The organism is Capnocytophaga canimorsus (assembly GCF_002302565.1).
Taxonomy (GTDB): Bacteria; Bacteroidota; Bacteroidia; order Flavobacteriales; family Flavobacteriaceae; genus Capnocytophaga; species Capnocytophaga canimorsus.
On the sequence record NZ_CP022382.1, the window covers coordinates 2,061,006 to 2,075,695 of the forward strand.

Annotated in this window: 14 protein-coding genes and 1 other RNA gene; 4 read left to right on the forward strand and 11 right to left on the reverse strand. The window is 35.5% G+C overall.

The window, feature by feature from the left end; genetic code table 11:
• Positions 1-23: 23 nt before the first annotated feature.
• The 10 genes from CGC47_RS08955 to CGC47_RS09000 all read right to left on the reverse strand — a co-directional run bounded on the left by CGC47_RS08955 (position 24) and on the right by CGC47_RS09000 (position 11,981).
• On the reverse strand, positions 24-1,214 hold the full coding sequence (locus CGC47_RS08955; RefSeq protein ID WP_041999572.1) for a glycoside hydrolase family 57 protein: 1,191 nt from the start codon (positions 1,212-1,214) through the stop codon (positions 24-26).
• A 92-nt stretch (positions 1,215-1,306) separates the two neighbouring features.
• A complete protein-coding gene (locus CGC47_RS08960; RefSeq protein WP_041999556.1) occupies positions 1,307-2,596 on the reverse strand; it encodes a glycosyltransferase family 4 protein in 1,290 nt (429 codons plus the stop codon).
• Between the two features lie 162 nt (positions 2,597-2,758).
• Positions 2,759-3,220 (reverse strand): YdeI/OmpD-associated family protein, encoded by a 462-nt coding sequence (locus CGC47_RS08965; protein WP_095900265.1) that lies wholly within the window; start codon positions 3,218-3,220, stop codon positions 2,759-2,761.
• 100 nt (positions 3,221-3,320) lie between these two features.
• On the reverse strand, positions 3,321-4,412 hold the full coding sequence (locus CGC47_RS08970; RefSeq protein ID WP_095900266.1) for a DUF4932 domain-containing protein: 1,092 nt from the start codon (positions 4,410-4,412) through the stop codon (positions 3,321-3,323).
• A gap of 57 nt (positions 4,413-4,469) precedes the next feature.
• Positions 4,470-4,781, reverse strand: coding sequence for a hypothetical protein (locus tag CGC47_RS08975; protein WP_013996524.1), 312 nt, complete (start codon positions 4,779-4,781; stop codon positions 4,470-4,472).
• A 425-nt stretch (positions 4,782-5,206) separates the two neighbouring features.
• On the reverse strand, positions 5,207-5,734 hold the full coding sequence (locus CGC47_RS08980; RefSeq protein WP_041999553.1) for a DUF1643 domain-containing protein: 528 nt from the start codon (positions 5,732-5,734) through the stop codon (positions 5,207-5,209).
• Positions 5,735-5,817: 83 nt separating this feature from the next.
• Positions 5,818-7,767, reverse strand: coding sequence for a glycogen debranching enzyme N-terminal domain-containing protein (locus CGC47_RS08985; RefSeq protein WP_041999550.1), 1,950 nt, complete (start codon positions 7,765-7,767; stop codon positions 5,818-5,820).
• Between the two features lie 16 nt (positions 7,768-7,783).
• Positions 7,784-8,770 carry a RhuM family protein gene (gene rhuM, locus CGC47_RS08990; protein ID WP_095900267.1) on the reverse strand — a complete coding sequence of 329 codons (987 nt, stop codon included), beginning with the start codon at positions 8,768-8,770 and terminating at the stop codon, positions 7,784-7,786.
• Positions 8,771-8,780: 10 nt separating this feature from the next.
• On the reverse strand, positions 8,781-9,962 hold the full coding sequence (locus CGC47_RS08995; protein ID WP_232779657.1) for a Type 1 glutamine amidotransferase-like domain-containing protein: 1,182 nt from the start codon (positions 9,960-9,962) through the stop codon (positions 8,781-8,783).
• Positions 9,963-10,001: 39 nt separating this feature from the next.
• Positions 10,002-11,981, reverse strand: coding sequence for an alpha amylase C-terminal domain-containing protein (locus tag CGC47_RS09000; protein WP_041999545.1), 1,980 nt, complete (start codon positions 11,979-11,981; stop codon positions 10,002-10,004).
• 328 nt (positions 11,982-12,309) lie between these two features.
• On the opposite strand from CGC47_RS09000, the gene rplU reads away from it, so the two are divergent.
• Positions 12,310-12,927 carry a 50S ribosomal protein L21 gene (gene rplU, locus CGC47_RS09005; RefSeq protein WP_041999542.1) on the forward strand — a complete coding sequence of 206 codons (618 nt, stop codon included), beginning with the start codon at positions 12,310-12,312 and terminating at the stop codon, positions 12,925-12,927.
• Between the two features lie 49 nt (positions 12,928-12,976).
• Entirely contained in the window at positions 12,977-13,237 is a 261-nt protein-coding gene (rpmA, locus tag CGC47_RS09010) for a 50S ribosomal protein L27 (RefSeq protein ID WP_041913497.1), read from the forward strand.
• Between the two features lie 195 nt (positions 13,238-13,432).
• Here rpmA and ffs read toward each other — a convergent pair.
• Positions 13,433-13,531, reverse strand: an RNA gene (gene ffs, locus CGC47_RS09015) — signal recognition particle sRNA small type.
• 172 nt (positions 13,532-13,703) lie between these two features.
• Between ffs and CGC47_RS09020 the strand changes: the two genes are divergently transcribed.
• Complete coding sequence (locus CGC47_RS09020) at positions 13,704-14,123, forward strand: nucleoside-diphosphate kinase (RefSeq protein ID WP_041985129.1); 420 nt, start codon at positions 13,704-13,706, stop codon at positions 14,121-14,123.
• A 27-nt stretch (positions 14,124-14,150) separates the two neighbouring features.
• The gene (locus CGC47_RS09025; protein ID WP_041999539.1) at positions 14,151-14,678 is read left to right on the forward strand and encodes an adenine phosphoribosyltransferase; all 528 of its coding nucleotides are present in this window, start codon (positions 14,151-14,153) and stop codon (positions 14,676-14,678) included.
• Positions 14,679-14,690: the final 12 nt, after the last annotated feature.

Below are 14,690 nucleotides of genomic sequence, written 5' to 3' on the forward strand. Positions count from 1 at the left end.
TAAAAACTTTGTCTGAAATCGTATTATTTGCCTTCAAGGCGTACCTCAAAATCACTCAAAATGTTCATATAGTTGATAAACGCCTCGTACGGAGAATCATATGGAGTGAAATACTTATGATAATCCGAAGTAGAGAAGAGTTTAGTCCGCATATGATAAAAATGTTCACTTGCTTGTAATCGTCCGTAATCGTCGGACAATTCTGCATTCTTTTTCTTCTTTACAATAGACTGAATTCTAAATAATTGGTTGAACGCCTCTTTCTGTAATTCGTTTCCAAGCCACGAAGTAATATCGCGTTCTTCGTCTGTCCACGAAATTGGGAAAGGAACGGGCAAAACATCTTTCGCACTATGTTTTTTAACAACTTCTTTCGGAAGAAGAAACTGATAATCATCATCTTCCATCATATTTTTTACGAAATATTCCAAAAAGTCAAAAATGCCGCTTTCCTTGCGATTGTAATAACCGATTACTTCATAATTCATAAACAAATTAAGCACGTCGGTTTCTGCCAAACTGTGTTTAACCCACGAAGCGTATTTCTCGGACGTAAGCGGATATTCGCCCCATTGTGTGTTGGAAAACCGAATGGCGATATCGTCGCTTAACTTGCTGTTTTTGAGTAGTAAGTTTAAGTTTTCGTCCACAGGATTTTTATACACAAAGTTCGGACTTTTCCAACCCAAAACGTGTTTTGCTCCGTCGGTAAGCATCGTTTTGAAACCCAATTTGGCTACTCGTTCTCCAATTTTATCAGAATAAATCAAAGACGTATTTCGGAAGGTTACAGGCTTCTTCCCGAAAAGGCTTTTTACCACATTTACGTGGCGTTTTACTTGTTGTTCAAACTCGTCCGAATCCTCTGAAAGAGAGGCCAATGAATGCGAATAGGTTTCCGCTAAAAATTCCACGTTGCCAGTTTCAGCAAGTTCTTGAAACGAGCGGATAACCTCAGGAGTATGCATATTTAATTGGTCGATTGCCGAACCCGAAATCGAAAAGGCAACCTTGAACTTTCCATTGTATTTTTTGATTAAATCCAACAACAATGCGTTGGCAGGGAGGTAGCAATTTTCGGCAAGTTCCTCCAATTCAGAACGATTGGCGTAATTGTCAAAATAATTATGTTTCTTTCCTATATCAAAAAAATGATATTTTCTAAGTCGTTCGGGGTGATGTATTTGGAAATAAATACAAACTGATTTCTTCATATCGTTATGTGTTTTTATGTTGATATTTTTTGATTCTTTTCTATTTTCTGCCATTTTATCGTTTGTCTAATGTATTGATTGGTTGTTTTTTATCATTCCACGAGCTTTTCGTAAATGGTTTTGAGTTTCAAAGAGGCGTTTTCCCATTTGAGCTGATTTACCTCATCGTAGCCTTCGCGTGACATATATTCGGCAAGAGTAGGATAGGAGAGGATTCCGTGAATGGCATCTGCCAAGGCATCAATATCCCAATAATCGACCTTGATGGCGTGGTCCAAAACCTCAGCTACACCCGATTGCTTCGAAATGATGGTAGGCACACCCGAACGCATCGCTTCCAAAGGTGAAATCCCGAAAGGCTCTGAAACCGAGGGCATTACATAAACATCACTATAACGGAACATTCGTTGTACTTCGCCACCTTTTAAGAAACCTGTAAAATGAAATTTCGTTCCGATGCCCAATTGTGCCACACGTCGCACCAACGGATTCATCTTCTCGCCACTTCCTGCCATTACAAAACGAACGTTGGGAGTCCGTTTGAGTACCTTAGCTGCGGCTTCAACGAAGTACTCCGGACCTTTTTGCAGGGTAATTCTTCCTAAGAAAGTTACGATTTTCTCCTTAACGCCTCGTTCTTCCTTTTCGGTAGTTTCAGCAGAAAAATCAACCGCATTATGCACCGTGATAACCTTTTCCGGATTGATGCCGTACTTCTCCACCACGATGTTACGCGTCCAATTACTCACTGTAACCACAACGTCAGCAGCTTCCATTCCGCGTTTTTCGATATCGTACACCAATGTATTACGATTGTGTTCCCCGCCTCGGTCGTACTCGGTAGCGTGTACGTGAACCACCAATGGTTTTCCTGATAGTTTCTTGGCAACAATTCCGGCACTGTACGTGAGCCAATCGTGGGCGTGGATAACATCAAATTGATGATTTTTCGCCACCGTTCCGGCAACCAACGCATATCGATACACTTCCTCCATCAGATTGGCACCATACTTACCCGAAAATTGGAATTTATTTCTGAAAGAAATGGTTTCTTTGTTTTCGCCCGTTTTCAGATAGGCTTCGCGTTCACGAGCAAAGGTTTCGGGGTCTAAATATGGAACTAAATTCGAACCGATTTCCATAAAGTTGATGTTCTTCCAAAACTCCTCAATATTTTCCATATTTTGGAGCATTTCCACATCACTTGCGTTTATAATCTGTGCGACGGAACTATCCTCATCACCCCCTGCTTTTGGCATCACGAACAAAACATTTACGTTGTGCTTTGCTAATCCTTTTGCGATTCCATAACAGGCTGTGCCAAGCCCTCCACTGATGTGGGGCGGAAACTCCCAACCGAACATTAGTACTTTTACACTCATATCATTCTTACTTATTTGGCGTTTCTATTTAAAATTTTATTGATTTTTTTATTCTATTTCTTTGCTATTATCCTCCATTTCGTTTCTTTCAAAACTCTCGTTCGTATTCATCTTCTATCCAGATAAATAGCTCATAATAAACACAATTTTATTGTTATTTCGTTATTTTTCACTACTTATTCTGTTAATTATCTCTACAATTCGGTTTGCTTTTTCATCTTCATTTTTAGACTGATAAATCCAATCAATTAGTTTTTTTCTTTTTGTTTCAGAATAGCTCAAAAATGTTTCCCAAAGATGTTTTTCATCTTGCAAACACATTCTGAGTTCGTTAGCAATTTCTGACGGAACGTTATCTTCATACAACACTATATGTACATTATCACCTGCTTGTTTCTTTATCTTCTTTCTGATTTGAGCATTCAGTGGCAAAAACAAATTTCCATTTCCCATCGATTGCAAATTGTACTTTTCGATGGAATGCCCATCAATAGTACCGAAAACTCGTACCCAACCAAAAGGGGCGTTTTTGTTGGGTTTAATTTCAGAAATCCGAACGAACGTCCAACCGCCTTTGCCCTCAAATTTTTCAATACGATAGATTTTATCAGTTAATAACTTCATTGTTTTTTTATATCATTTTTCAGTTGATATACAATTTATTGCAAGTGTAAGGATGTATCGTATATGACTCTACATATTATTTAGTTTTCTTCATTTCATTCTATATTTTTGAATTTGCATTCATATACTGATGCATTTTTTCTGCAAATACCTCGTAAGCTTTTGCTAAATTCGGCATATAACTTTCTAATGTTGGGTAAATATCACGCTGTTTATCATATCTTTCTAACTCAGCCAATAAATCTTCTATCCATACAAAGCCCTCTTGAAGTTGTTCTTGGGTTTCTTTTCTAATTTCTTGCTCTGAAAAATTATGGTCTTTCATATACTTAATAACGGCAGCACGAACTAAAGCCTCATTAAGCATTGTTTGCCAATCTTTGTAATATATTGCTTCCATTTTGTCTTTTACCAATTCAAAGATTTTTTCTCCATTTTTCTGAAAAGGTAAAGGGTTTTGGTCTAACAAATAATTCACAAAAGAATGATTAAACTCGTGAAGTAACGTAGAAAAATAATCTTCAAAAACCACCATTCCTTGCTTATCAGTATTTGAAGCTCCCATTATGGCATACACCTTTCTTTTTTGATTAGGCAAATTCTGTGAAATTCCATAGTTTGTTTTACCATTTCCCAAAGCATTGATAATAATAAACTCTTCATTGGGTTCTTTTCCGTAAAAAGTTTTATACCAATCTAAGTTTAAACGATTAAAAACGGAATGAAAACGGATACTAGCTTCCTCATATAAAGAACTATTTTCTTTAAAAAATTGTTCACTTTTGGTTTCCTTGTAAAACTGTTTTAAAAGATTAACAAATTTATTAGCATCTTCTTTTCCCCAACTATTTGCAGGTATAGTTTCCGTAAAAGGGATTAAAGGCTCTAAATTTTCATCTAAATGAACAGCCATTTGCATTATATCTTGTGCATAGATTCCATTTTTCTGACGAATTTCTTTTACAAATTTTATCAATTCGTGGCTTTTATAAGGAACATAATATTTCTGAATTTTATCCGTATAAAGACTAAAATCTTCCATACTACATTCCCAAGCATCAGCCAATCGAAATACAATGCTTAATAACTCCACACGTTTATCAACCTTAGGTTTTGCTAAAATACTTTCGTTTTGAGCAAGTATCTGTATTGTAAACGAAAATGCTACAGCTAAAAGAAACAATCTTTTCATAATGGAATGTGTTTTTTAAGAAATTTTGATGTCCTAAAAAAAGGATATATTTATTTTCTATCGTTTATCCTCAAAACCAAACTCTCGCCAACGTTCTTGCGGTTCGCCCATTTTGATGTATTTTTTCAAAAAGGCATATACCTCTTCCGTTTCGGCAATATGTTTTTCTAACTCGGCGGTTTTTTCTTTGAGTTGAGCTTTAAGTTTTTCCTGTTCTACATTGACCTCCGCTGCTTTTTGGTAGGCAGTGTTTAGTTTGTCACGCATTTGAGCGGTAACACCCACAGGCAAATTTTCACCTCGTTCGGTAAGGGCTTTTACTAATAGTTGTGCCGATGTGATGATTTCGGCAAATGACCTTTTTCTCATCTTAATTTGTCTTTTATATTATAAAAATAGTTATTCTTGTTGATTTTACAATAAAACAGATGTAGAATTAAAATCTTCTTTAGTAGAACTTTTATATTCTAATGAAGAATTAAATAATTCATCAGTAGCATTATATTATCCATAAGAAGAAATATTTTCTTCATCAGAAGATTTTGTTTCTTCACGTGTAGAAGTATTTTCTTCTTATGAAGATAAAGGTTCTACGTATTATCTGTTTTATTCTTTATTATTATCATTTATATTTACTTATAAAAAGGTTTTCTTCTGAACATTTATACGCTTTTTCGTAACGTACATATTCACCGATTTCGTTTTTATTTATTCAATAACCCCTTGTTTTCAAACTGCTGACGTGCTTCAATTTATATTTTCTCTTGAACAAGAAAAAGGATATATTATTATGATTATTTGAAATTTTCAATATATTTCTTAATCTCAAATTCCGTAAGGGGAGCATCATAAGGTGCATATAATGGGTGCCTTGGATTTTTGGTATTAGTTAAATTTCCTATTTTCATCCATCTTATAGAATTATCTTGCAATTCATTATAAATTTTCAGAAAACATTCTTTCAAATATTTTCTTTCCAAAATCAGGTTTCCCCAAGCAACTAAAATTGTAGGAAATGAATATTTTTGAAGCATACTTTTTATTGTTTTAGTATTCTCTTCAATTAAACTATCATCTTTATCTATATGTAAATCGTTTGGTCTTGTTGCTCTCTGAGGATATAAATTAAACATTATAAAAGAATCAAAGTTATTTTTTTCTGCAAATCCCATTACTTTTGTTATGGTTTTATCAGCCACTTTGTCATCGGCAGTACTTGGATTTACACCAATAACAAAAAGAGGATTTTTACCTTTTGTTCCTAAAATAAACCGATTTTTTCCGTCAGAGGACGCCTCATAAATACTAATTGCATATTCCATAAGTTGATAAATAATTATTGTTAATGATATATTTTTACTTCTAAGGGCGAAAAATTTTTCGTAATCACACCTAACATAAATCCTTAGGACTCATAATTCATTGTCAGTTGTTTGGCTCGAAGGATTTCGGCTACATTTCGGGCTTTCGAAATGCAACCTCGCGAACGGAATGGCGGATTTCCATCATAAATTGCCGAAATGGTACTTACGCCGTGTCCGCTTAGTTCTTCCTCAAAATCAGCTAAAATTGCTTCTGCATCAGGGATATAGGTTTTTCCGTAAATTTTTAAATGAGCTTCTATGTAAAATCCTATAAACCAAGGATGTACCGACCCGTTAAACGTAGCTCGGTCGCGGTCGTACACATTGCCAATACTTACGCTTTCGTAACTTTTATTTTTAGGTGACAACGAACGCAATCCTCTTGGGGTGAGCAATTCTTGTCTGACAATGTCCAAAACGCGTTTCTTACTTCGCTCATCAAGAGGAGAATATGCCAACGCACAAGGTATCAACTGATTGGGGCGAACATCACGATTTTGATGAGCATAATTCACATAATCTGCCAAGTATTTTTTGTCAGAAATCCAAAAGGTTTGATTGAAATTTTCAGCAATCATCATAGGCAAATCGCTCCATTCTTTCAGAAAATCTTTATCCTTTGAGGCTTCTGCCAAAGCAAGTGCATAACAAACAGCATTGTACCACAACGCATTGACTTCCACTACATAACCGTTTCTCGGAACAATGGCTCCGCCATCAAATTGAGCATCGACCCACGTTAGCGGACGACTAATATCTTCCGACCAAATCAGTCCGTTGTTATCCATTCGTATGGATTTATGCTGTCCATTTTTGTAAGTTTCCAAAATGGTTCGCATCAACTCGCCAAAGTCTTTCCAAAGTTGTTTTGGCGTTTTTTTGGTGTATTTTTCATACTGCTGAATTGTCCAAAAAAACCAAAGTGAAGTGTCGGCATCATATTGACGTTCAGCTACGTGCGTACTTACTGTTTTTTCAAAAAGTCCATTGGAAAAATATTTTTTAACTGATGTAAGTACCTCATCGAACGTCTTTTGAGTGTTTTCTGCCAAAGCAATTCCCGGCAAGGCGATGAACGTATCGCGTGTGTTACTATTGTACCAATGATAACCTTCTTTCACGCGAATTTCTCCTGCTTTCTGAATTAGAAATTGCGTAGCAGAATAGTTAAGGCATTCCTCAAACGAGTTTCGCTCGCGACGCTGATTGATAAGTCGGGTGAATTTCTGTTTGAGTTGTTTGCTGTTGTTTTCCTCCGTACTTGCCGAAAATACAACACTTTCGCCTTTTTTGATATTTAACTCGAAATAACCAAGCGTGAGCAAATCTTCCGTATAATCGTATCCGCGTTCTTTTTCTTTTTTATAAAATATATTACAATTCCAATTCGGTTGGTATTCAAAATCAGTATCTTGGCTTAATTGCAAATGCAAATACGGAAAATCAGGATAAAGTTTGGTTTTGATTCCGCCTTCAATTTTCTCAATATTTTTGTTTGCTAAATCATTGACTTTACTTAACGAATGAATATCACGAAATGCCAATAACGGATTCAACCTCAACTTAGTAGGGGAGTGGGCTTCGAGCAAGGTGTAACGCACCAAAACCTGAGGTTCGTTATGCACCATCAGAATTTCTTTTTTGAGCGTTACGCCCCCCACCTGATAGATAACAGTAAAGGCTTTTTCGTAGGAAACGTCCACGATATATTTATGTCCGCGAGGTTCGTACGTTTCGGGATATTGATGCACGGCAAAGTTAAAATCGCGTCCGTGTTGAATGATGGTTTCATCAAGTGAAGACAACAACACGTGATTCTGCCCTCTAAAATTTTCAAGTGGAACTACCAAAAGTCCGTGATATTTTCGTGTATTGCAAAAAACAAGGGTAGAAGAGCTGTATCCGCCCCCGCGATTGGTGCCAAGAAACTCTCTGTCAAGAGAATATTCCAAATTGATTAATTCTTTCTTTTTGAATGTTAAATAACTCATTATCTTATTTTTTTATTCAGACGTTAATGAAATGTTCTGTTAAACGTATTATTAATTCTTTTTGTTCAGGTTTACTTTCAGCAACTAATAAAGCTAAAGCAACCAATGTATTGTCGTTGATTAAGTTTTCCACAGGTTTTTGCAAAAGATGTTGATTGATACGCAAATACCATAAAAACAAAAATGCTCCCGTACGTTTGTTTCCATCGGCAAACGGATGATTTTTTATGATGAAATAGAGTAAATGAGCCGCTCTACTTGCTACATTGGGGTAAAAATATTCCTCACCGAAACCTTGCTCAATGGTAGCCAATGCCGACTCAAGTCCGCTACTGCGTATTTGTCCGAAAAGTTCACTAGCCTCCCCCTTTTCAACGAGTGATTTTTTGAGTTGGTCAATGGCTTTTAAAACGTCTTCATACGGCAAAGCGTTCATTTCTTGGTTTTTTAAAGAACTTTTTGGTAGGCTCTGTTGGTCATAAGCTTGTAATAAACTCCAACTTTTTGCATATTCTTGCACAACTTTCAGTACCGCAACACCTTCATCGTTTATCAAAGTTTGATTTTCCAAAGTGGAACTCAACAACGAAAGGACTTCATTAAATTCGATACCTCGCTCTTTTAAGCGTTGTTCATTAATGGTATAACCTTGAACCAAGTGTTGTTTTAGGGTTTGTGTCGCCCATTTGCGGAATTGAGTTGCTCTCTTAGAGCTAACTCTATATCCAACAGACAAAATTGCGTCAAGATTATAATGTTTTAACGTTCTCTTAACCTGCCTTTTTCCTTCTTGACGAACTACCGAGAAATCCTCGGTAGTTGAAAATTCATCTAATTCCTCTTCTAAAAAAATATTTTTTAAATGCAAACCGATATTGTCCGTACTTGTATCAAACAAAAAAGACATTTGCGACTGCGTAAGCCACACTGTTTCCTTCTCCAAGGAAACCTGCAATGAAATTTTTTTGTCGTCAGTGGTAAATATTTTTATTTCATTTATCATTTAATCGTGATTACTTCATATTTAATCCAGTTGTTGTAAAATTTGCACATACTGATTTTTCTTCCGCTCGTTGGATAATGATTTTTGCTTTTTCTCGAAATGTAATTTCACTTTCCAATAATGTTTCTCCTCCAATATCTTCTCCCATACTTACCCAAAAACCATTACAATTATAAAAATATCGTATGCCATATCCAAAATCATCAATGTATGCATCATTTACAATTCCAGCAATTTTATCCTGATACACAAATATTTTTTCTATATTAATATTCAATATTTCATCTCTTTTTGAGTCGTTAATTCCATCTTTGTATAAAATCATTTTTTTCATTTCAGAAATATATGCAGTCAAAGGAGTTTTTATATCACTTAAAGTTAATAAATCTTTTATTTTTTTATTAACCAATTGATTTGTATAAGAATTCTCAGGAATTGCACTAGACCTAAGAACAATTTTTGCATTCATTTTGACTGACTTTACATCTCCTTTTTCAGAATATACTTGATAACAATTATGCATATCACTTTGACTAATAAAATCTACTGCCTTTCCATTTTTGAAAAGAATTCCTGCCAGTTCATCTGTGGCATATCCCGATTTGATTTTATTTTCCATTATCATTTGATGATAGAGATTTTGCCTTTCTTTTTGTGAATAATGAGGACAATTACTATAAGGTAAAAAAGCTAATCCATCAACTATACTCAAATTAGTAGGACGCGAATCGCTAATTCCATTTTCAAACCAACAGATGGAACCTGCACTGCCTCCCGCCAAAATAATTCCTTTTTTCAACGCTTTTCTTAGTACATCATCAATTTGCTGAGCTTTCCAAATTCCAATCATATTCAGTGTGTTACCTCCACCTACAATGATAGCATCACAATTGAGTAAAATTTCTTCAAACGATTGATTTTCGTTGGAAGAACTAACCCATACATTCAGTACGATGGTTTCTATCTTTAATTTGTCACAAATATTTTTCCAATATTTAATGTTTTCTGAGTTATCAGCACTTGCAGTGGGTACATAACATATCTTAGGATTTTTTTTATTCGTTAGCCCCATTATATACTCGGTGAATTTCAAATTAATATCACCTCCCCAAATGAAAATAATCTCTTCTTTCTGTGTTTTATGTTGTGCCTTTAAACCATTTATAAAACCAAGAGAAAATATAACAAACAAATAAACTACTCGAAATTTCATCACTCTACAATTAAAAAACTACTCATTCATTTTCAAAACAATAGCTAACCTTGACGGAACATACAAACTGATTAAATTCTTCTCGTGCTTATACTGCGTAAAATGCTCGACATTTTCATCGATACGATTTTGACCTCCAAAGTTCGGATTATCTGAATTTAAAACATAGGTGTATTTTCCTGCTTCTACCTCAAATTCATAATTATTAAACGACTCGGACGGATTGAAATTAAACACAAACAAAAATCCACCTCGTTCAAAAGCTAAAATCTGACGTTCGTTATCACGAACCAAAATATTAGGCATTTGTTCGAGTAAATTATTGTTTTTCACAAAATGAATCATCGCCCTATCAAAATTATTCAAATATTTGAATTTCAGATTTTCATCATCAAGCAAACTCCACAAACGACGCGCGTGGTTGTAGCTCCAACCATTTCCTTCACGCGGAAAATCAATCCATTCAGGGTGCCCCCATTCGTTCCCCATAAATGCCAAATAGCCATTTCCTGCTGTGGCAATGGTTACCAAACGAATCATTTTATGTAAAGCGATGGCTCTGTCAATCACCAAATTTTGGTCGAAAACGCTCATTCCTGAATAAATTTCCTTATCCGCCAAACGGAAGAAAATCGTTTTGTCGCCCACTAAGGCTTGGTCGTGGCTTTCGGCGTAACTGATAGTTTTTTCTTCTAAACGTTTGTTAGTCAGTTCGTAATAGATATCGCCCACGTGCCAATCTTCATCTTTGTAATCTTCCAAAAGTTTAATCCAATAATCGGGAACGCCCATATGCATTTTATAATCGAAGCCTATTCCACCTCCTTCAATAGGAAATGCCAAACCCGGAATTCCGCTCATTTCTTCGGCAATGGTAATGGCTTTCGGATGTATTTCGTGAATAAGCTGATTTACCAAAGTCAGATATGTTATCGCATCAATATCTTGATTTCCATCATAATACAAAGAATAATTAGTGAAGGCTTTTCCTAATCCGTGGTCAAAGTAAATCATACTTGTAACGCCATCAAATCGGAAGCCATCAAACTGAAATTCTTCCAACCAATATTTACAATTAGAAAGCAGAAAATTAAGCACTTGTGGTTTTCCGTAATCGAACAAACGCGAATCCCACTGCGGATGTTTTCCTCTTTCGCCCGAATGGAAATACAAATAATCCGTGCCATCAAAATAGCCCAATCCTTCGGCTTCGTTGCTTACCGAATGCGAATGTACAATATCCAAAATGACTTTAATTCCTAATCCGTGAGCTGTGTCTATCAACTCTTTAAGCTCTTCAGGCGTTCCAAAACGAGAACTCACAGCGAAGAAATTTGCTACCTGATAACCGAACGAACCATAATACGGATGTTCCTGAATTGCCATAAGTTGAATAGTATTGTAGCCCAAAGAAGCAATTCGAGGCAACACAAACAGACGGAATTCGGTAAAAGAAGTCACTTTTCTTTGTTCGGAGCTCATACCAATATGAGCTTCATAAATTAGAGGAGAATTCGTTTGAGAAGGTCGAACATTTTTACATTGATAGGGCTTTTCAGGTTGCCAAACTTGGGCGGTAAAAACTTTTGTATATTCGTCCTGAACTACTCTTTTCACGTGTGAAGGAAGCCTTTCTGCTCCGCCACCTTGCCATTCTACGTACAATTTGTACAAATCGCCGTGCGAAAGTTCCAATTTTGGTAAACGAATTTCCCAATTTTCGTGGTCTATTTTTGTAAAAGTATATTTTTCAGTTGGTTGCCAATCGTTTTTGTCAAAAAGTAGATATATTTTTGTGGCATTCGGAGCCCATTCTCTCAAAATCCATTCATTTTCCGTAAAATGCAATCCGTAAAACAAGTGAGAATTTATATTATCAGACAGACGAGCACAATTTCCTCGCATTTTTTTCTGAGTTTGCAGGAAATGTGCGTGACGTTGCTTGATGATTGGGGTGTATTTTGTTAAATCCTTATCTGTTTCGAATAGTCGTAGCATATTAAATTTTGGTTAATTTTTTGGTGAAAGATGCTTTCTATTTAAGAGTTAAAGGTATGTTTTTTTTTGGACAAAACCTAAACTTTTTTAATAAAATATAAGAGTGTTAATCTTCTCGTTTTCAGTTTTTTATATCTTATTTTTGTGTTTAAGGTCTTTCTTATTTCATACATACTTTGTGAAAAAAGAATCAAAACACTTAAAAAATACACAAAAAATTGAAATTCTTTGTATGGGGAGCCTATAGGGCATTTGGTAATTACAAGTAAAAAGGTTATATTTGCCCCCGTTTTAGTAAGAAATCAAAGAAATAATTAATTTTAAAGCTATGTATGCAATTGTAGAGATAGCAGGGCAGCAATTCAAAGTTGCTAAAGATCAGAAAGTTTTTGTTCATCGTTTGCAAATTGAAGAAGGAAAAAACATTTCTTTTGGGAATGTACTTCTTTTGGATGATAACGGAGCGATTACCCTTGGCGCCCCCGCTATAGAAGGAGCTTCTGTTGAAGCTAAAGTATTGAAGCACCTAAAAGGTGATAAAGTAATCGTTTTTAGAAAAAAAAGACGCAAAGGATTTAAGGTTAAAAACGGTCACAGACAATACTTAACTGAAATCCTTATTGAAAGCATTGTTGCTTCTGGAGCTAAAAAAACTGAGAAAAAGGAAACAAAATCAGGTAAAGCTGCCAAAGCTGATGATTTGAAAAAAGTAGAAGGAATTGGACCCAAAGCAGCTGAGGCTCTTGTAGCAGCAGGTGTTGATACGTTTGCTAAATTGTCTAAAAAATCAGCAGACGAAATTAAAACCATTTTAACTGAAGCCAGCTCTACTTTAGCTCATTTAGATCCACAAACTTGGCCTCAACAAGCACAATTAGCCGCTGAAGGTAAATGGGATGAGCTAAAAAAATGGCAAGACGAACTTAATGGTGGTGTTGAAAAATAAATTAACTAACGCTTACATTACAAAGTAAGTACTTAAAAAACTAATTATTATGGCTCACAAGAAAGGTGTCGGTAGTTCAAAGAACGGTAGAGAATCTCACTCAAAACGTTTAGGAGTGAAAATATACGGAGGACAAGCTGCTGTAGCAGGAAATATTATTGTTAGACAGCGTGGAACTTCTCATAATCCTGGTGAAAACGTATATATGGGTAAAGACCATACAATACACGCTAAGATTGACGGAGTTGTTAAGTTCGAAAAGAAGAAAGATAATAAATCTTTTGTATCAGTTGTTCCTTTTGAAGCTTAATTTCAAAGGATAAAATAAAAAATGCTGCTCTTAAGAGCAGCATTTTTTATTTTGGTAATAGTGTTTAAAAATCTGTTTCTTTAATTTACCAAAAAGAATGTTTCAATCAATTTCGTTATAAAAAGAAAAAATCCGCTTATTTTATACTTCTAAAATAGGCGGATTTTTTCTATAAACGTAACGTAAAGACACAAAAAAAGGCAAGCTACCTACATCGCACCGCTACAACCACATACCTTTGCTGCGTTCCCACCCTGGAGGATTCTGCAGGAGCTGGTCGTGTAGGACTTGCCGATTGCAAATATACACACTTTTATTAAGTTGGCAAGTTTTTAAACCAAAAAATATGTGTATATTTGCTCTGCTGTAATGTGTTTGGATATTATTTTTTAGTTAATATAATTATAATGTGCATTTTAACAATATTACAGAAGTTTAGAATCAATAATTATTTTTTAACTATATTATGCTAACGAATAGAACTTTTACTATGATTAAACCCGATGCCGTGAAAAACGGCCATATAGGGGCTATTATTAACCAAATTACTCAAGCGGGTTTTACCATTAAGGCGATGAAACTTACTCAACTTAGTAAACGCGATGCTGAGTTGTTTTATAATATTCATAAGGAACGTCCGTTCTTTGAAGATTTGGTAAAGTTTATGTCTAGTGGACCCATTGTAGCAGCAATTCTTGAAAAAGAAAATGCCGTGGAAGATTTCCGAAAATTGATAGGTGCTACCAACCCTGCTGAGGCTGCCGAAGGTACTATCCGAAAAAAATACGCAACTTCTATCGGGCAAAATGCCATTCACGGTTCGGATAGTAATGAAAACGCGGCAATAGAAGGGAATTTTCATTTTTCGGGACGCGAAATCTTCTAAAAATAAATTAAAGATAAAAAAATAAGTATGAATAATGAGGTAAACCAACTGAAAGAAAAAATCAGAGATATTTATGATTTTCCAAAACAAGGGGTAGTTTTTAAAGATATTACTCCCATTCTTTCAGACCCGCAAGCAGTTAAGACAGCTCTCGGATTGTTTTGCGAACATCTAAAAGGAATAAAGGTAGATAAAGTGGTGGGAATGGAAAGCCGAGGTTTTTTCTTCGGGACGTTACTGGCTCAGCACCTAAATGCAGGTTTTGTACCGGTGCGAAAACCCGGAAAACTTCCCTTTGAAACCATCGCTCAAACCTACGATTTGGAATACGGACAAGACCAACTCGAAATGCATTCCGATTCCATTAAAAAAGGCGAAAATGTACTAATTCACGACGATGTGTTGGCAACAGGAGGTACTGCAGAGGCGGCTGTAAAATTGGTGGAACGCCTCGGGGGGAATATCGTTCAACTTAATTTTTTAATTGAACTTTCGTTCTTACAAGGAGTCCAAAAACTTAAAGGGTACGAGGTTTACAGCATTTTGAAATACTAATATAAAACTTTA